14 protein-coding genes are annotated in these 20469 nt (G+C 39.5%); 1 reads left to right on the forward strand and 13 read right to left on the reverse strand.

The annotated features are described in order from the left end of the window. Positions 1–30: 30 nt before the first annotated feature. The 6 genes from BN997_RS21265 to citZ all read right to left on the reverse strand — a co-directional run bounded on the left by BN997_RS21265 (position 31) and on the right by citZ (position 7736). A complete protein-coding gene (locus BN997_RS21265) occupies positions 31–291 on the reverse strand; it encodes a cory-CC-star protein (protein ID WP_042535332.1) in 261 nt (86 codons plus the stop codon). An 80-nt stretch (positions 292–371) separates the two neighbouring features. Continuing rightward, positions 372–2105 carry a carbon starvation CstA family protein gene (locus BN997_RS21270; protein WP_042535333.1) on the reverse strand — a complete coding sequence of 578 codons (1734 nt, stop codon included), beginning with the start codon at positions 2103–2105 and terminating at the stop codon, positions 372–374. A gap of 210 nt (positions 2106–2315) precedes the next feature. After that, a complete protein-coding gene (locus BN997_RS21275; RefSeq protein ID WP_042535334.1) occupies positions 2316–3728 on the reverse strand; it encodes a hypothetical protein in 1413 nt (470 codons plus the stop codon). Between the two features lie 466 nt (positions 3729–4194). Next, positions 4195–5133: a malate dehydrogenase gene (gene mdh / locus BN997_RS21280; RefSeq protein ID WP_042535336.1), complete on the reverse strand. Its 939-nt coding sequence runs from the start codon at positions 5131–5133 to the stop codon at positions 4195–4197. Positions 5134–5285: 152 nt separating this feature from the next. Beyond that, entirely contained in the window at positions 5286–6560 is a 1275-nt protein-coding gene (gene icd, locus BN997_RS21285; protein ID WP_042535339.1) for an NADP-dependent isocitrate dehydrogenase, read from the reverse strand. A gap of 54 nt (positions 6561–6614) precedes the next feature. Beyond that, on the reverse strand, positions 6615–7736 hold the full coding sequence (gene citZ / locus BN997_RS21290) for a citrate synthase (RefSeq protein WP_042535340.1): 1122 nt from the start codon (positions 7734–7736) through the stop codon (positions 6615–6617). Between the two features lie 496 nt (positions 7737–8232). Between citZ and ytvI the strand changes: the two genes are divergently transcribed. After that, positions 8233–9339: a sporulation integral membrane protein YtvI gene (ytvI, locus tag BN997_RS21295; RefSeq protein WP_042535341.1), complete on the forward strand. Its 1107-nt coding sequence runs from the start codon at positions 8233–8235 to the stop codon at positions 9337–9339. A gap of 86 nt (positions 9340–9425) precedes the next feature. On the opposite strand, the gene BN997_RS21300 is transcribed toward ytvI, so the two are convergent. The 7 genes from BN997_RS21300 to dnaE all read right to left on the reverse strand — a co-directional run bounded on the left by BN997_RS21300 (position 9426) and on the right by dnaE (position 20336). Next, complete coding sequence (locus tag BN997_RS21300) at positions 9426–9821, reverse strand: FxsA family protein (protein ID WP_042535342.1); 396 nt, start codon at positions 9819–9821, stop codon at positions 9426–9428. Between the two features lie 93 nt (positions 9822–9914). Beyond that, positions 9915–11675 carry a pyruvate kinase gene (gene pyk, locus BN997_RS21305; protein ID WP_042535343.1) on the reverse strand — a complete coding sequence of 587 codons (1761 nt, stop codon included), beginning with the start codon at positions 11673–11675 and terminating at the stop codon, positions 9915–9917. 36 nt (positions 11676–11711) lie between these two features. Further along, positions 11712–12671 (reverse strand): 6-phosphofructokinase, encoded by a 960-nt coding sequence (pfkA, locus tag BN997_RS21310; RefSeq protein ID WP_042535344.1) that lies wholly within the window; start codon positions 12669–12671, stop codon positions 11712–11714. Positions 12672–13013: 342 nt separating this feature from the next. Then, the gene (gene accA / locus BN997_RS21315; RefSeq protein ID WP_042535346.1) at positions 13014–13967 is read right to left on the reverse strand and encodes an acetyl-CoA carboxylase carboxyl transferase subunit alpha; all 954 of its coding nucleotides are present in this window, start codon (positions 13965–13967) and stop codon (positions 13014–13016) included. A gap of 6 nt (positions 13968–13973) precedes the next feature. Further along, positions 13974–14828, reverse strand: coding sequence for an acetyl-CoA carboxylase, carboxyltransferase subunit beta (gene accD / locus BN997_RS21320; protein ID WP_042535348.1), 855 nt, complete (start codon positions 14826–14828; stop codon positions 13974–13976). 658 nt (positions 14829–15486) lie between these two features. Continuing rightward, entirely contained in the window at positions 15487–16725 is a 1239-nt protein-coding gene (locus BN997_RS21325) for an NADP-dependent malic enzyme (protein WP_042535350.1), read from the reverse strand. Between the two features lie 293 nt (positions 16726–17018). Next, positions 17019–20336, reverse strand: a complete 3318-nt coding sequence (dnaE, locus tag BN997_RS21330) for a DNA polymerase III subunit alpha (protein WP_042535352.1) — start codon at positions 20334–20336, stop codon at positions 17019–17021. Positions 20337–20469: the final 133 nt, after the last annotated feature.

Here is a 20469-nt window from a genome sequence, read left to right on the forward strand (position 1 = left end):
AATGTATGGCCAGCATGCCCATCCAATTTTTTAACAGCAGCGAATCCCGTTAAGTGGTGATTTATCCATCCCCATTCGTAAATGCCAATCATGGAAGGATTCAATGATATACGGGTATAATTCCAACGTATAATAATAAACCGGGTTCGGTATTCCTACCATTTCAGAATATAGAAGCAGCAAGAAAAAATCATCTTCGTTTCTTAATTCTCTGGCTACTTCTGTTTTATGCGGCAAGCTTATTACTTCCTCATAATAGTGGATCAACTGTTTTAACCTGTCTGTGAACATTTTCCCGCCCTCCCGGCTATAATTTATTTATATCGAACCTCCATACATATCTTTTGAAGAAGATATGTATGGAAGCAAAATCAATCTTTATTTAACGGATCTTCTACTTTTTTCATCAGTTCTGAAAAGGAGGTCAGAGCTATCCAAATCGCAAATACAAAGATAATAGAGCCCAGAACAAACAATAGCATATTGGAACCTGTTCCCATCCACGACCATTCAAAGACCACCTGCTGGAACATCGCAAACAAAGTCATAAAGATCAGGAATATCATCGGGATGAGCGCAACCATATAATTACTTCCTTTTCGTTTTAGCCAAATAGCAATTAAGAATAAACTAATGGCAGCCAGTAATTGATTGGCAGTGCCAAATAGTGGCCAGATGAGGTAGCCGCCTGACCCGAAACCATTTGGACCTTCAGGAATTAACACAAGTGCCGCACTGGAAAGCACAGCAACCGTTGTCGCTACATGTGTTTTCGTTAATGGCTGGATTTTATATTCAATCCCTAATTCTGCAATAATGTACCGCATCAAGCGTACCGAGGTATCTAATGTCGTCGCAGCAAAGCTGACAACGATAATCGATACGATTGTCGTCGCTATATCTGTTGGAATTCCCAGCCCCTGCGCTAATGTTGCCGCTCCTTCGATAAACGTTCCAAGACCAATGGCATTCGCTTCATTAAAAGAAGTATAGGCTTGTGAAAACGCATCGGTATTTGCAAAGAATGTCCCTACCGCAATGATGGAAACCAGGGCCAGAATGCCTTCTCCTACTGCTCCAAAGTAACCTACAAAACGCGCATCGGTTTCTTTATCCAGCTGTTTAGAAGATGTCCCTGAGGATACTAGTCCATGAAAGCCGGAAATCGCACCGCAGGCAATTGTGATAAATAGCAGCGGCAGAAAGCTTCTATCCGGACTTTCATTTACTACAGGAGCTGTCATACTTGGAGACGTGAAAAGCAATCCCAAGTAAAGAATAGCCAGTCCGACAACTAATTGATGCGAATTAATAAAATCTCTCGGTTGCAGCAATTTCCATACCGGGAGTGTAGACGCAATATATACATATACCATCAAAATAACAATCCATATCAGGAACGCCGTTGAAACAGTACCCAGTCCGAACAAACCAGTGCCATTCTCTCCTCCCATATACCTGACTAAATCAATTTGAAGGAAGCCGACCCTGCTTGCCATAATAGCCGCTGCATACATGATAACTAATGCAATAACAGAGGGAAGAAGCATTTTTATATTCCGTTTATATGCTGCATAACCAATCCAAATAGCTAACGGAATTTGTATAAAAACAGGAAATACACTTGCAGGATAACTAATAAATAAATTGGAAATAACCCATGCAAACACCGCATTTACCATCAATACGAGAATAAGAATAATGAATAAAAATAATAGCTTTGCCCTTCTCCCGACCAAGCGATCTGCAATTGTTCCAATAGAATACCCTTTATTTCGGACAGATAATGCCAATGTGCCAAAATCATGGACACCAGCTGCAAAAATGGTTCCTAAAACAACCCACAAAAAAGCCGGAAGCCAGCCCCAATAAATAGCAATTGCCGGTCCCAAGATAGGAGCAGCACCTGCTACAGATGTAAAATGATGCCCCCACAAAACAAATTTATTGGTTGGGACATAGTCCACACCATCCTTGAAACGGTGTGCCGGAGTAACATAATTCGGGTCTAATCGAAATATTTTCTCTGCAACAAACTTGGAATAATACCGATAGCCTAAAATAAATACAACAATCCCTATGAAAGCTATTAAAATTGCATTCATGTAAAACTTCCCCTCCTTTTATTTTTTGTAAGCGCTTAAATTATTTTTTATTAAAAACCTCCTTTATGGATTTTTTAACAGTTTAACATATTCAAACATATATTCACATTATATTTAAAAATTTTCAAATAATACCATTGGAAAACAGCTAAAAAATTGTATGAGCCAGAATGAACAACCCTAACCCATACAATTATATTTTCTCTTCCATTAAAATATGATTAACGCAGCAAGCGTCGCTATAAATAGTCCCAGTATGACCGGAAAAAAGTTTTTCCTGACTAGTTCCATTGCTGAAACACCACAAAATCCTGCAACAGCAATTAGGGAGGACCATGCAATTAATGCTCCTCCGCCAGTCCAAATTGCTCCAAGCTGGCCTATTGCTGCTAATGTACTTGCATCGATGGAAGCAGATTCTAAGGATGCAGCTAATGCTCCCGTTAATGGCAAGCCGGAAAAGCCAGATCCGTCCAGTCCTGTGATAATCCCTACAATTAATAAGCTAAAAGCAACAAACACCGTGCTTTCCGGAAGAAAGGCCTGGATGGATGAAATGATATCGAATAAAAAGGATGGCGCTTCTTCTACAAGTAATATTTCCCGTGAAAATTCCGCATTTCCTAAGAAGAAAAATCCTGCAATCGGGATAACTGGTCCCATTGCCTTAAAGGCAAATACAAATCCATTGGTGATATGATTCCCCACATAATCTAACGCATTTTGCTTTCCAAATACAGCCGTAGCCAATAATAATAGAATCACTGCCACTCCGCCAACGAAGGCAGCTCCTTCTCCACCGACCAAATCACTGGATCCAAAAAATTTACTGTACAGCATATATCCGACGACGGATAATAAAACAATTGGCACCAGCCAGGCAAACGCGCGACTCCACTTGTTCAAATGCTTCGAAGCTGCCTTATGGCCGGAGGAATCATAATCTTGAATTTGTTCTGCTTCTGTCTGATTTCTAGGGTCTACTTTTGAACGAATCGAATTTCTGTAAAATAAATAAGCTAATACAGAAGCAATCACACCGGTAATAATAGATAAAACCAGTGCCCGATCAGCAACTGCTGAAGTTTCTACACCCGCTGCAGCTGCAGAAAGAGCTGGTGCAACCTGAACAATATAGTCAGAGGATAAAGCCATCCCCTGGCCTGCTATTGTAATCGCAACTGCCGCTGTAATCGCCGGTAGCCCAGAACGTATCGCTGCAGGGACAAGTAAAGCACAAATAAGCGGGACAGCTGGTGTCGGCCAGAAAAATAAAGAAACCACATACGTCACAGCGATTAAAACAAAATAAGATAAATGTCCATTGACCATGACCTTCTGAATTGGCTGAATCATCAGTACATCCGCTTTCAAATCTTTTAAGGCATTTAATAGCGCAAGCATAAAAGTAATAATCAAAAAGATACTAAAAAGCTCACGTGCTGCGACTAAATTAGCGTTAAAAATAGCCATAAATCCGCTGACTATACTTCCTTTATAAAAGCAGGCAATAACAAATGTTCCTAGTAGGCTTGGAAGAACAATGCCTCTCCGGAAAATCATTGTTATTAAAATAAGCAAAGTAAAAAATCCATACAATAAATGCGGGATAGTTAAACTCATTTCATTCAGATCCTCTCCTTCATTATGTATAGTAGCCTATGCAATAATGAAGGCAGCGGGTACAAAATAATAACCAATCGAAAATGTATTTTTACTCATAATAAAAACCAAGATGATCACTTTGTCTCTAAAACTTGGTGTTCTTGCTAGAGCGGCTGTTTTCAGCTATTCTTTAAAACATTCTTATTCATTAACTCAACTTTCGCACCTAAGAATAAGCAAATATATCTTGCTATTCCAAGATGAACATGTTCTCCATTAGCATGCTTGCTGGTTACATATCCGGCCTTTTTGGAATTGGTGATGGTGCTTTACACTTCACCTTCTATTCTTTGTCAAGGGTATTTTCGAAGGAACGATCAACTCCTATTTCTATGGAAATGAAGCTACTTTTTAATGTGCAAAAGTTGAGTCATTAATAAAAGCGCAATGGTCTATTTTTAAACCATTGCGCTTTTATTAAAATTCATTCCAGAATGTCAATTACTTTCTTTACAGATTTTGCAGATTTATCTAATTGCTGCTTCTCTTCCTCTGTTAAATCCAGCTCAATCACTTCTTCAATCCCTTTGCCGCCAAGAACAGTCGGTACACCTAAGTAAATACCATCATAGCCGTATTCCCCTTCTAAATAAGCAATGGATGGTAATATCCGGCGCTGATCCTTTAGTATTGCTTCTGCCATTACGGTTAAAGAAGCAGCCGGCGCATAGTAAGCACTTCCATTTCCTAACAGATTTACAATTTCACCGCCGCCAGTCCGGGTTCTTTGTACAATCTCTTGTAACCGTTCTTTCGAAATCAGCTTTTCAAGCGGGATGCCGCCTGCGTAAGAATAACGGATAAGCGGGACCATGTCATCACCGTGTCCGCCTAAAACAAAACCGGTAATATCTTTCACGGAAATATTCAATTCTTCCGCTACAAAGGCTCTAAAACGGGCTGTGTCCAACACCCCGGATTGTCCGATAACACGTTCTTTTGGAAGCCCGGAAGCTTTATACACACTGTAAGTCATCGCATCTACCGGATTGGTCAGCACAATAATCGTTGCATCGGCTGAATACCTAACAATTTCCTTTGTAATCGTATTCATTATTTTGGCATTTGTATTGACCAGATCATCTCTGGACATTCCCGGTTTCCGTGCAATTCCTGCAGTGATGATAACTAAGTCAGAATCCTTTGTTTCCGCATAATCAGACGTGCCCGTCACTTTCGCATCAAAACCTTGAACCGGTGCTGCTTCTGCCATATCCAGCGCTTTTCCCTTTGTCGGATTCTCCATATCAGGAATATCAACAAGAACAACATCCCCTAATTCCTTTTGTGCAACCATTAATGCCGTGGTCGCTCCTGTAAAGCCAGAACCGATAACGGAAATTTTTTTTCGTGCAGAACTCATTTTACATACCTCCCCTAGTCGTTTTTAAATAACATACATTTAAAGAAAATGCTTGCAGCACCGATACCTCTCGTCACCACAAACATTTTCTTTTGTTTAGGTCAGGTCAGTTATACTGACCTTCCTATATTTACACTTTTTTATTTTGGTGCTTATGCTTCCATGTTCTTGATCAGTTCATCAGCAAACTCAGAGCATTTCACTTCAGTTGCGCCATCCATTAAACGTGCAAAGTCATAAGTTACAACTTTAGAACCAATTGTTTTATCCATTGATTTTGTAATCAAATCAGCTGCTTCTCTCCACTCTAAATGCTCAAGCATTAATACAGCAGATAAAATAACAGAAGATGGATTTACTTTATCTAGTCCTGCGTATTTTGGTGCAGTACCATGCGTTGCTTCAAAAATAGCATGTCCAGTATCATAGTTGATGTTTGCTCCTGGTGCAATCCCGATACCGCCTACCTGTGCAGCAAGTGCATCAGAAATGTAGTCACCGTTTAAGTTCATTGTTGCAACAACATCAAACTCTTTTGGACGAGTAAGGATTTGTTGTAAGAAGATATCTGCAATCGAATCTTTTACTAGAAGTTTACCGGCAGCTAATGCATCTTCTTCTGCTTTATTTGCTGCTTCTTTGCCCTCTGCTTCTACAATGCGGTCATATTCAGCCCAAGTGAACACTTTATCACCGAATTCCTGTTCAGCAACTTCATAACCCCAGTTTTTGAAAGCTCCTTCAGTAAATTTCATAATGTTACCTTTATGTACTAAAGTAACATTTTTGCGTCCTTCGGTTAATGCATAGTTAATTGCCGCACGGACAATACGTTTTGTTCCTTCTTCCGATACTGGTTTCACACCGATACCTGAAGTTTCAGGGAAACGTACATTTTTTACGTCCATTTCATTTTTCAGGAAGTCAAGCACTTTCTTCACATCGTCAGTGCCTTCCTGCCACTCAATACCAGCATAAATATCTTCTGTATTTTCACGGAAAATAACCATGTCTACATCTTCCGGACGTTTTACTGGAGATGGAACGCCTTCAAAATAACGTACTGGACGCAGGCAGGTAAATAAATCTAATTCCTGACGCAAAGCAACGTTAAGGGAGCGAATCCCGCCGCCGATTGGTGTAGTTAAAGGTCCTTTGATTGCAATTTTATATTCATTGATTTTATCTAACGTATCCTGCGGCAGCCATTCACCTGTTTTATCAAATGCTTTTTGGCCGGCATATACTTCTAACCAATCAATTCCTTTTTCTCCATTATAAGCTTTTTCAACAGACGCTTCGATTACTCGGCGAGCAGCAGCCCAAATGTCTGGACCAGTTCCGTCCCCTTCAATAAATGGAATAATTGGTTTGTTTGGTACGTTCATTTCGCCATTTTCTACTACAATTTTTTCACCTTGTGTCATAGATAAAACCTCCTATTAATGATTCCTAATCTATTCTACTACATTTTAACGATATTATCCTCTTTGTTCAATAGATACATATTCTTGTAAATCCGGTCCATTATATTCGGCACGCGGACGAATTAACCGATTGTCTGCATATTGTTCTAAAATATGCGCTATCCAGCCGGAAGTTCTGCTTACTGCGAAAATTGGTGTGAATAAATCCTCTTCAATTCCCAGGCTGTGATAAACCGATGCACTGTAAAAATCGACATTTGCAGGAAGTCCTTTATGCTCTTTCACATAATCTTCAATAGCAATGGACATATTATACCATTTTTCCTGTCCTGTCAGTTTGGTAAGCTGTTTGGACATGTCTCTCAAGAATTTAGCTCTCGGGTCTCCATCACGATACACACGGTGGCCCATGCCCATAATTTTTTCTTTGTTTTCCAGCTTCTCTTTAATATAAGGGATAGCATTTTCTTCTTCGCCGATTTCCAGAAGCATCTTCATTACATTTTCATTTGCACCGCCATGCAATGGTCCTTTTAGCGCTCCAATCGCTGCTACAAGTCCAGAGTAAATATCTGAAAGGGTTGCTACACAAACCCGTGCTGTAAACGTAGATGCATTTAATTCATGATCAGCATGGAGCACGAGTGCTTTATTGATTGCTTCTACTTCAATATCTTCCGGCTCTTTTCCGTTCAGCATATATAAGAAATTGGCAGAATAACTTAAGTTTTCTTTTGGCTGAACAGGGTCTTTTCCGTCACGAATCCTTGCAAATGCAGCTACAACAGCAGCAATTTTTGCCTGGATACGAACAGCTTTTCTTTTATTTGCTTCTTCGTCCATGACATCAGCCTCTTCATCGTAAATCCCCAATAATGAAACCGCTGTCCGAAGAGCTGCCATTGGATGCACACTGTTCAAATCATAGGAACGCAAATGATTGACAATAGCATCTGAAATATTCATATTCTTTGCTAAATCAGCCTTTAACGCATTTAATTCTGATTGAGTCGGCAGCTTTTGATTCCAAAGTAAATAAATAATTTCTTCGAAGCTGGAATTTTCAGCTAAATCATCAATTTTATAACCCACATAGGATAATTGATCATCTATGATCGAACTAATTGCTGATTGTGTTGCGACAATATTTTCTAATCCTTTTTTTGATGTTGACATATTACCTCTCCCTTTCCAGTTAATCAAAGTATTAGATATTCATTTCAAATAAAATAATACAAGGGTGACAAACTTTTTTGATTGTTTAAATCTATGTAGGAATAAAATTGAGCAATTACTATACATTCACTTCGTATCATTCAGGTGATGGAACGTGCGCTTCGCGGACAATGTAAACGTGGAACCAGAGTCTTTTGACCATTACGTATCAATGAATTTATTATTCTACTTTTAAACAAACATAGAAATACTTTACCTTTCCATTTGTACCCTTCAGTTTGATTATAGCAATATTTATTATCTGCCCATCTTTCATTATAAATGATAAAAAGCAGAATGTGAATTGAAACCGTTTAAATTATGTTAAATAACTGTTAGATTCCTCCATTTCCTGCTGGCGTTTTACTACTTACCCATGATGCAAAGACCTTATTACTTCTACTTTGCCGCTTCCAATCATAGATTAAATTAGGTCTTTTTTTCTGGAGGAAATATGATGCAATCAAAAATCCTTGGACAACTTATCCGTTCTTTTATTGTTATCAGCACTTTATGCAGCAGTCTTTTCCTATTCTATATATTATTTCCTTATATCTATCCTATTCTGATAGCATTCCTGCTTTCTTTACTCTTCCAGCCGCTGATCAGATGGTTTGTAAACACACTTAAAATGCCGAGGCTACTTGCTCTAATCAGCACATTCAGTCTTTTTCTCAGTTTATTTACGATTGCTCTATACTTTTTAATAAGCGAAGTTTATCAAGGTATCAGCTATTTATCGGACAGGCTTCCTGCTTATTTCCGTCATATAATGGAACAGTTTCAGCAGTTATTAGATATGCACATCCTGCCATTATACGATAAATTGCTTTCTCTGCTGACGACACTGCATGTCGATTATCGTTTGGAAGTCTATGAATATATTCATTCCTTTACAGATTCGATGACGTCTGCTTTTACTCATTTCTTTCAAATACTGATGCAGCAGACAGCAAATTTTTTAATTATACTGCCAAATTCTTTTACTGTTCTTATTTTTATTGTACTGGCTACTTTTATGATCAGCTACGACTTCCAAAATATTCAAATCCGCATCCATGACATGATGCCTTCTAATTGGTACACGCTTTATCAAAAAATAGTCTCTCATTTAAAAGAAGCTGTGATTGGTTACTTTAAAGCACAGTTAATACTGGTTTGTATTTCTGCGGTTATTTTGTGGACTGGTCTGCTCATCCTTCGGGTGGAGCATGCATTTACCATTGTATTGTTTGCTGCAATCGCAGACTTTATTCCTTATTTAGGAATCGGCATTATTATAATACCTTGGATTCTGTTTAGCTTTTTAACCTTTAATTATTCCTTAACGATTGGTTTATCTGTGCTGTACGGCCTGATTATTATTATCAGACAGTTTATAGAGCCTAAAATCGTGGCAACTTCCATTGGTATCTCGCCTTTAATGATGCTGATCGGGATGTTTTTAGGCGTCCAATGGTTTGGTGTTCTGGGATTAATCTTTGCCCCGGTCAGTTTAGTTGTGATGCTCGCCATCAAAAAATCTGGGGTGTTTCAGCAATTATTCCTTTATATTAAAGGGTGATTCCTGCTAAGCTGTGTTCAAAAAGGGGCTGAATTAGAAGCAAAAAGAGAAAAGCGCTTATCGTTTGGACCCCTTTTGAACTCTCTCTACCAGCGACGATAAATAATTGTATTTCTCCCCATTAACTGCATAGCGATTTTCTTAAGCTGATTTTTAAATTGATTTCTTGTCCAGGGTATTAATAATAATAATCCTGCAATATCTAAAACAAAGCCCGGAATAATCAAAAGGAATGCTCCAAGCATGGTTGCCAGACCATCAAGAAGTTCTTCTGTCGGAGGGGCCCCTCTTTGTAATTGCAGCTGCGCACGTCTGAATACTTCCATTCCCTGATATCTGGCCAGAAAAATCCCTAATATAGCTGTTGTAATAATTAATCCGACTACCCATAGCACACCTATAAGCTGGCTTAGCCATAGAAATACTCCAATTTCGATTGCCGGTATAATAATAAATGCCAGAAGAAGGTATTTATTTCTCATTGTTAACATCCTTTCTATCGTGCAGCTATACTTTTGGAATGTATAAACAGAACCTCCGAATACAATCGGAGGTTCTGTTTGCTTGCTTACCTATTATAATACACCTGCGTGACCTGCGTAAACTTGTCCGCGGCTGCTGTCTACTGTAATGTCCTGACCGTCTTCCAATAAATCAAAGACATTCTCTACACCTACAATAACAGGGATTCCAAGGCTGACACCAACTACGGCAGCATGCGAAGTCAAACCGCCTTCTTCTGTAATAACGGCAGCAGCTTTTTCAATTGCCGGCATCATTTCTTTTTCCGTAGCATGTGTTACAAGGATATCTCCCTCATTCATACGGGTCAATGCTTCTTCATTGTTTTTAGCAAAGACCACATGTCCGTATGCTTTACTTCTTCCGATACCTTGTCCTTTTGCAACTACATCTCCAATGACATGAACTTTCATCAGATTTGTTGTACCTTTTTCTCCAGCCGGTACCCCTGCAACAACAAGGACAGTTTCTCCGCGTTTGCATACGCCCGCTTCAAGCCCCTGTTTGACAGACACTTCCAGCATTTCATCTGTAGATTTTGTCGGAGTTCCCATTACTGCATGAACACCCCACACAAGAGAAAGCTGACGATTTACGACTTCATCCACGGTTACAGCAATAATCGTTGCTTTCGGACGATATTTGGAAACCATGCGGGCTGTCGATCCGCTTTCTGTCGGTGTAATGATTGTACCAATACCTAAGTTATATGCCGTATGTGAAACAGATTGCGTAATCGCTTCTCTGATTTCCATATCTACATTTTTAGAACGTTCTTCTAAAATTACTTTATGATTTAATGCAGATTCTGCTTTTAATGCAATATTACTCATGGTTTGAACAGATTCCACCGGATAATTACCAGCTGCTGTTTCACCAGAAAGCATGATAGCGTCTGTACCATCAAAAATAGCATTTGCAACGTCAGAAGCCTCTGCACGGGTCGGACGAGGATTACGCTGCATGGAATCTAACATTTGTGTCGCTGTAATAACTGGTTTTCCAGCTGTATTACATTGCGTAATAAGCTTTTTCTGAACTAGAGGTACATCTTCTGCAGGTATTTCGACACCTAAGTCTCCACGGGCAACCATTAAACCGTCACTTACTTCCAGGATGCTGTTAATATTGTCTACGCCTTCCTGGTTTTCAATTTTAGGGATAATTTTAATATGCTCTGCCTGATGCTGCTCCAGTACTTCTTTGATTTCCAATACATCTGAAGGACGGCGTACAAAGGATGCTGCAATAAAGTCTACACCTTGCCCCACTCCAAAAATGATATCATTGGTATCCTTTTCTGTAATTCCTGGAAGATTAACAGATACGTTTGGAACGTTAACTCCTTTTTTGTTTTTGATTTCTCCAGAGTTCAACGCTACCGTTACAATTTCTCCGCTTTCTTGCTTGATTTCTTTTACTTCTAATTCAATCAAACCATCATCCAGAAGGATTTTAGATCCTGGATGAACATCATTAATCAATCCACCATATGTAATGGAGAATCGCTCAGCAGTACCTTCTACATCATTCATGGAAACAATTACTTCATTCCCTTGAACAATATCTGCTCTTCCTTCTTTAAAATTACCTGTGCGAATTTCAGGACCTTTTGTATCCAGAAGAATCGCTACCGTTTTATTTTTTCGGGCAGCTGCTTCACGAATATTTTTGATTCGTGCTCCATGCTCGTCAAAGTCTCCATGGGAGAAGTTTAATCTGGCTACATTCATTCCTGCATCGATTAACTGCTCCAATTTTTCAACCGATTCTGATGCCGGCCCTATCGTACAAACAATTTTTGTATTTCTCATTATTATTTCCTCCTTCAATTCAATACCAATCTTTCATTAAATAGACAATTCTTTAGATAACTGGAACATTTCATTATCAATATGATGCTTCAATTTTAAAATGTCATCAATATCATTATCGACAATTTTGTTGTTTTGAATCCCGACCATACGACCGCCTTTATTATTTAAGAGCAATTCTACAGCTGCAGCACCCAGACGGCTTGCTAATACCCTGTCTTGGCCAGTTGGAGAACCACCTCTTTGAATATGTCCTAATACAGTTACCCTTGTTTCCAAGTCAGTAGCCTCTTCAATTTGTTTCCCTACGTCAAACCCATTGCCGACGCCTTCTGCGAGCAGGATAATACTGTGCTTTTTCCCACGTTTATGTCCGCGGTTTAACCGGTCAACGATTTGAGAGAATTCATCGTTTTGTTCGGGGATGAGGATACTTTCAGCTCCAACGGATAAGCCAGCCCATAATGCTAAATCTCCTGCATTGCGGCCCATTACTTCTATGACGTATGTACGCTCATGGGAAGTAGCCGTATCACGAACCTTATCCACAGCGTCTATAATCGTATTAAGAGATGTATCAAAACCAATTGTGAAATCCGTTCCTGCAATATCATTATCAATCGTCCCCGGCACACCGATACAAGGAATTCCCTTTGCCGTCAGTTTTTGTGCTCCTTTAAAACTGCCGTCACCGCCAATTACGATTAGCCCTTCAATTCCGGCTTCCTTCAGTTGTTCGACTGCTTTTTGCTGACCTTCATCAGTTTTAAATTCTTCACTTCTAGCTGAAAATAAAATCGTCCCGCCGCGATGAATAATATCACCTACAGAACCAAGATGCATTTTTTCAAAATTACCATCCATTAATCCCTGATAACCATTTTTGACTCCAAACACTTCCATGTCATGATAGATTGCTTTTCTTACAACTGCTCTGATTGCAGCATTCATGCCGGGGGCATCTCCACCACTAGTCAAAACACCAATTTTTTTCATTTATTTTCCCACCTTATAGTTAAAATATTGCAATGTCCAACTTATTTTAAATATATCCAAGTGCTGACTTCTAACATACAGCCCGTTTCTCAAACAACAAGCCAACTCCGCTCTGTTGTACTAGTTTGTCCAATTCCCTCTATTACATTTTTAAAACACCTGAACATATCCCTACATAAATAAAAGATAAAGAAAATCATCTGAGACTGCAATGATAAACCAAAATCATTAAAGGCTTGGTTTCTTATCTTTCGTCCACTACATTCTCTATTTTACATGATTCTTTCATTATAATCCAAACTAAAATAAAGGCTGACATTCATTCTCAGCCTTTATAAACAATTATATCGTTTGAAATGAACCTATCTTTTTATATTTTTGCCATCTTTCTTCAACTATATCCTCTGGTGACAATGCTTTCAGCTCGTTCAGTGATTTTTCTAGCACTTGATCAATAAGACCGGCTTGTGTATCAATATCTCGATGTGCGCCGCCTTTTGGTTCAGGAATCATTTCATCAATAACACCTAATTTTTTTAAATCTGGAGCTGTAATCTGCATCGTTTCAGCGGCACGCTGTGCTTCTCCTGCATCTTTCCAAAGAATCGAAGCTGCACCTTCCGGAGAAATAACAGAATATGTAGCATTCTCCAGCATATGAACATGATTTCCAACACCGATTCCCAGGGCGCCCCCGCTGCCGCCTTCTCCTATCACAATACATACAATGGGAACCGTTAAACCGGCCATCTCCATTAGATTTTTGGCGATAGCTTCACTTTGCCCTCTTTCTTCTGCAGCTTTCCCAGGGTATGCCCCTTTGGTATCGATAAACGTAATAATTGGGCGGTTAAATTTTTCGGCCTGCTTCATATGGCGTAAGGCTTTTCTGTAACCTTCCGGATGCGGCATGCCAAAATTACGTTTAATATTTTCTTTCGTATCTTTCCCCCGCTGGTGTCCAATCACTGTCACCGGCTGCTTTTTATAATAAGCAATTCCGGAAACGATTGCTTCATCCTCGCCAAATAAGCGGTCTCCATGAAATTCAATAAAATCTTCAAATAATCTATCGACATAGTCCAGCGTGGTCGGCCGTTCAGGATGTCTGGCCATCTGCACACGATTCCAGGGTTTCAGGTTGCCATAAATATCCTCTTCCAGCTTTGCTAAACGTTCCTCCAGATTATTGATTTCGTCTCTTAAATCAATATCACTATTCTCTGTAAAAGATTTCAGTTCTTTGATCTTTTCTTTCAAATTCACAATCGGCTTTTCAAATTCTAATATTGGCATTTTTGATTACCTCCCATCCGTGTGCATACAAAGAAGCTTTCCAAGCGTTGTTTTCATATCATGACGGTGAATAACCTTGTCTACTTGGCCATGCTCTAATTGAAATTCAGCTGTTTGAAAATCATTTGGAAGCTTTTCCCGGATTGTCTGTTCAATAATTCTCCGCCCGGCAAAACCAATAAGCGCTCCCGGTTCTGCAAAATTATAATCTCCAATAGATGCAAAGCTTGCAGATACACCGCCAGTAGTCGGATGAGTCATCACGGAAATCATTAAATTGCCGCTGTCTCTAAATCGTTTCACAGCAAAGGATGTTTTTGCCATCTGCATTAAGCTTAAAAGCCCTTCTTGCATACGAGCTCCGCCAGATGCTGTAAATATAATGAAAGGAATCGACTCTTCTCTGGCATTTTCAATCGCTCTCGCTATTTTTTCACCGATGGCAGAGCCCATACTTCCCATACGAAAATTGGAATCCATGACAGCAAATGCAACCTGATTTCCTTCAATCGCACCTGTACCAGTAACAATTCCTTCGTTCAGACCTGTTTTTTGACGGTCCTTCTTGATCTTCGTCTCATAATCAGGAAAATCAAGCGGGTTAGCAGAGGTCAGGCCCGCATCCCATTCTGTAAATGTTCCTTCGTCAAATAAACTCTCAATTCTTGTCCATGCTGTCATCGGATGGTGATATCCGCAGTTTGGACAAACATATAAAGACTTAACTATCTCTTTTCGATAATAGATTTGCTTACAATTATCACACTTCTGCATTAACCCCTCTGGAACATCTACTTTTGCTTTCTCGCTCGGGATTGATGCATACTTCTTACGCTTGCCGAAAAAATCTTTAAGTGGCAAGTTTATCCCCCCTTTTTCTGCTGCCAGGTTAACTGTGTATAAAATATATAATAAATAAATTGCATCTATTAACCAGCATTCAAATAGAGCTTTCAGGTAAGAACGTTTTTCCTATCTTACCATTGTAAACTATTTTCCCAAGTTATAGTAGTGCGTTTTAAAATGGATGATAAAAATAAAGCTGGTATATTTTTCAGGTTAATGCGACCGCTGCGGACGAGTTATAGCGGGGCAAGTAATCGCAATCCCATAAACGCAGGTGAAAAAGTTCGCTTTTTTTGTGCGGTCACCTCATTGAAAATATTTGTAAACACTCGTCCCATTATAAATCTTTGGCAACTTTTGAACACGTACTTACTTGTTCTTCTACAGAAATCAAATAGAAACCCAACAAATAGATTACCACCTGTTTGCAAGTCGCGCAATCAGATTGTCATTATAAATGTATCATTATATATCAAATAAACGGATATAAAAGCTTTCTGATAACCTTATATCAAGCCTTCTTCCAAATGATTCAACAAACAGATTAAAAAATATTTTAAATTAGACAGGATAACTAATATCTCATTTTAAGTTTTTATTTTTTTACATAAAATACCCCTAAAACACTTTGAATAAAAATTAAAATGTCTCAGGGGATAATTACAATGTCAAATTATTTATTGATTTCCTTTGTCAGACGTCTTGTCTTCTCTGCCACTTCTTCCGGATCTACGTGAATGCGGGCAACTCCGGATTTCATTGCTGCTTCCGCTACGTGCTTAGCTACAAGCGGTGCAACTCGTCCGTCAAAAGGAGAAGGAATTACATAGTCTTCATTCAACTCTCTGTCTTCTATTAAAGATGCAATCCCCTCTGCAGCAGCTATCTTCATTTCTTCATTAATACGCGTTGCTCTGACATCCAAAGCTCCCCGGAATATCCCTGGAAAAGCAAGCACATTATTGACTTGGTTCGCAAAGTCGGAGCGGCCGGTGCCGATTACTTTTGCTCCAGCTGCTTTTGCATCCTCAGGCAGGATTTCTGGATCCGGGTTCGCCATTGCAAAAATAATTGCATCATCATTCATTTTTTCAACCATTTCTTTTGTTAAAGCGCCACCTACTGAAACACCGATAAATACATCTGCACCTTCTAATACATCTTCCAGACTTCCTTCTATCTTCTGCGCATTGGTATATTTTGCGACCATTTCTTTTACGTTGTTCATCCCTTTAGGACGTCCTTCATAAATTGCACCGCGAGAATCACACATAATCATGTCATGAACTCCCAGGCTCTTTAAGAGGCGGATAATTGCGATTCCAGCTGCGCCGGCTCCATTTGCTACGACTTTGATATTAGAGAAATCTTTATTTACCAGTTTTAAAGCATTCATCAGGCCTGCCACTGTGACAATTGCCGTGCCATGCTGGTCATCATGAAAAATGGGAATATTGGTTTCGCTTTTTAACCGCTCTTCTATAATAAAGCAGTTAGGTGCTGCAATATCTTCCAAATTCACCCCGCCAAAGGTCGGCTCCATCAATTTAACAGTCTCTACAATTTTATCGACATCTTGTGTATCCAAGCAGATTGGAAAAGCATCCACGCCTGCAAATCCTTTGAATAATACCGCTTTTCCTTCCATCACAGGTAAAGAAGCTTCTGCACCAATGTTACCAAGTCCTAAAACGGCAGAACCGTCGCTTACTACCGCAACCATATTTCCTTTCATCGTATAATCATAGACGGTTTCTTTTCGTTCATAGATTTCTTTACAAGGCTCTGCTACACCAGGAGAATAAGCTAAGCTTAGATCTTCTTTATTCCTCACCGGCACCTTTGTCTTCACTTCCAGCTTCCCTTGCTTTTGTTCGTGTAAATGTAATGCTTCGTCTCGTAGGTTTGCCATTGAATTCCGCTCCTTTGAATACAGTAAGTAATATGTATAATTATTGCGCTTACATATTAGGCCAAGCCATTTTTATCCCCTTTATTATAACAGATGGTATGCTTGTGTAAAGTAGCTGCTGTCGTAAAATTTCAGTTTTTTATATTGTGCCATTATCACTCGAAATACATGAAAAATTGCTGCCTTCCCCTCTTCAAAATATATAATAAAGAAGAAGCCGGTTTCTGGTAAAAAATTTGGCTTCTCCTCTATTTTCAAAATATATTTCGGGTGTTTTCTAATAGCGTATAAAATCAGCGCTCAACCACATTATCATTTCCAAAATAATTTTTCAGCTGTCTCATTTCTTTCTCTGTCACTTGAAGAGAATAGCTGTTTGCAAGCTGGTAGGTTTCTCTGTTTACAGGATCATATACGATTACCGGCGTCTTCCCCGGATGCTGTTCAGCTATTTGCTGCAAATATTTCAAAACACTGCTTTTATCTTGGTTTGTCATTCGTATAAATAATTTATTCGTTTCTGGTATATCCACTTCAGACAAATCCAGTGCTGCTATTTCCTTTAAAATAAACTGACGCTTCTGGTTTCTCTCTTCGACCGTAACACGCATCCAAACCAGCTGTTCCTCTTCCAGCTGATTCGAAATTTGCCGAAATAAATCCGGAAAAAGAACAGCATCCATCTTTTTATCTTCGTCCGACACTGTTAAAAATGCCATTCTTTCTCTGTTTTTTGTGCGTATAATCTTTATCTCTTCTACTACTCCGACGGTATAGATTTCTTTTCTCTTCCCGATGAACTCCTCTGCCTGTTTAAAAGAAAGTATTCCATTCGCTCTTAATACATTCCGATAACTTTCAAATGGGTGATTTGAGATATAGATACCCATCAATTCTTTCTCAAAAGTGAGCTTTTGTATTTTGGAGTAGTCTTCCGCTTCTGTATATTCCAACGCATCCTGAAATAAGGAGGCATCTTCATACATCCCCTGAAACAATTCCTTTTGTTCCAGCGCTGGATTAATCGTTTCAATCAAGCTTGCCCTATTGGGATGAAACGTATCAAATGCACCAGCTAAAATCAGGTTTTTAATAGCGGCCCGATTTACTTTTTTTATATCGATTCGCATACAAAAATCAAAAAAGCTGGTGAAAGAAGCCTCTTTTCGGATTTCTAAAATATGAACCAACGCTTGATAACTGATAGACTTAATAGCAGCTAACCCGGTACGTATCATGTTTTTCTCCACTGTAAATTGCTGATAGCTTCTATTAATATGTGGCGGAAGTATCTTAATTGCAAGCTCTTTTAACGACTCCTGGTACATAGACAGCTTTTCGGGCTGATTTTTAGCATCCGTTAGCAGGCATGAAAAAAATACTTCTGGATAATGTGCTTTCAGATAACTGAGCTGATAGGATATTTTACTATAGGCGACAGCATGGCTTCTTGGAAATCCATAGTTGGAAAAGCGGACAATCCAGCTGAAAATTTCCGCAGCCACAGCCTGAGAGTAGCCATTCTTTAAGCACCCTTTGATAAAGGCTGCCTCCTGCTGCTGCATCATATTGTCTTTCTTCTTACTTACCGCTCTTCTTAAAATATCCGCTTCACCAAGACTGAAACCGGCAATACGGTGCGCAATCTGCATGATCTGCTCCTGATAAATCAGAACACCATAGGTTGATTTTAAAATCGGTTCTAAATCTGGATGCGGATAGGTTACAGCTTCTTGCTTAAATTTACGCCGGATATACACAGGGATAAAATCCATCGGACCTGGACGATAAAGCGCATTAACCGCTACAATATCTTCAAACGAGGATGGTTGCAGCTCTTTTAGAACACGCTGCATTCCTGTTGATTCTAACTGAAAAACACCGCTGGTTTCCCCTTGTCGCAGCATGGCAAACGTTTTTTCATCCTGTTCTGGAATATGGGTCAATATTTCTCCTTTGTTTTGGGTATATGCCACACCTTTCATGACTCTTTCTATTAACGAAAGGTTTCGGAGCCCCAGGAAGTCCATTTTCAACAGACCTGCGGCTTCCAATTCGTTCATTGCATATTGTGTCAAGTACGTTTCCCCTGTGCTGCTTGTCAACGGAACATCTCTCATTAAAGGCTGCTCACTAATCACAACGCCCGCAGCATGAGTAGACACGTTTCTTGGCAAGCCTTCTAATTTAATCGCGATGGTAAATAAAACCTTTAATTTTTCAGAGGCCTTTACATAGGATGCTAATTCCGTTGAATCCTGCAGTAGCCGTTGAATACTTTTGGATGATGCCCGCTTCATTTCCCGCAAAATATAAGCAACATCCTGATCATGGACATCCATTGTTTTCATCAGTTCTCGGAGAATCGAGCGTGTCGCAAAGGTGCCAAAAGTAATAATCTGTGCAACATGCTCCCTGCCATATTTATCTCTTACATAATCAATTACTTCATCACGGCGGATATCAGAAAAGTCTACATCAATATCCGGCATGGTCAGCCGTTCCGGATTTAAAAAACGTTCGAACAGAAGATTATATTTTAATGGATCAACTTCTGTGATTCCTAAAATATAAGCAACAATGGAACCAGCTGATGATCCCCTTCCCGGTCCGACCATGATATGTTTATCTTTCGCAAATTGAATAAAATCGGCAACAATTAAAAAATAATCGCTGTAGTTCATATTGATAATCGTATTCAGCTCATATTCCATCCGTTTTCGATGAGCTTCTGTAACGACCGGGTACCGCTCCTGCAAACCCTCTTCACAGCGCTCCCGCAAATAGGTATCTGCGGTTACCTGATCCGGCGTGGGGAAGGAAGGCAGATGCTGCTCATCAAAATGTAAATAGGCAGTACATTTTCCTGCGATTTCTTCAGTCTTATCCAGCAGCTCCGGCCAAGTATGAAATAATTGCTTCATTTCCTCCGGAGAAGTAAAATGATGACCTTCAGGCAGCTGTTCCTTTCGTTTTGGAGCCCATTTCTCCCCGAACCGCATCGATTGCAGGCAATCATAAGCCAATACATCCTGTTCGTCTAAATACACTACATTCTGCATCGCCACATAAGCAAAGTCCGCCTTTTTCCATATTTGCAGCTGATGTGAAGCTGAATCGATGCCGACATAAAAGTCACCTTCTTCAAAATAAGCTTCTGCCTTTTTAAGCTGTTGAAAGAGTAGTTGGCTTTCTGTTTCGGAGGAATCATTGCCAGCCCTCAGGAATGCCTTTCCAGAGAGTACACCGATGACACCGTCTGTATATTCCCCAAGCTGTTCAACCGGCAGCTTATCAAGCTGATTTGTTTGCAGATAGGTGCTTAACTGTAGAAGCTGCTGGTAGCCTGTTTTATTTTTAGCGAGAACGATACATGGAATCTCCTGTTCATTATCATCCATCTGAACAGAAATCCGCATGCCAATAATCGGCTTAATCCCCTGATCCATACAAGCTTTATAGAATGAAACAGCACCATAAAGAACAGCTTCATCTGTTAAACAGAGGCTTTGATACTGTAAATATTTTGCTTTTTGAACAAGCTTTGGTATAGAAATGGTGCTCTCCATTAAACTATAGCCGCTTTTCACCGATATATGTGTGTACGTCATTCTACCCTGCCTTCTTTCTAGAGGATGTTCAAAAAACTCCTTAAAATGAGAAATCGAATGTCTTCCTGCTTCTTGAACACGCATTTCTATATCTATTATAACAAGATAGTACATATGTGCCTATCGTTTTAGT

Origin of the sequence: Oceanobacillus oncorhynchi, assembly GCF_000821065.1 — a bacterium.
GTDB lineage: Bacteria > Bacillota > Bacilli > Bacillales > Amphibacillaceae > Oceanobacillus > Oceanobacillus oncorhynchi.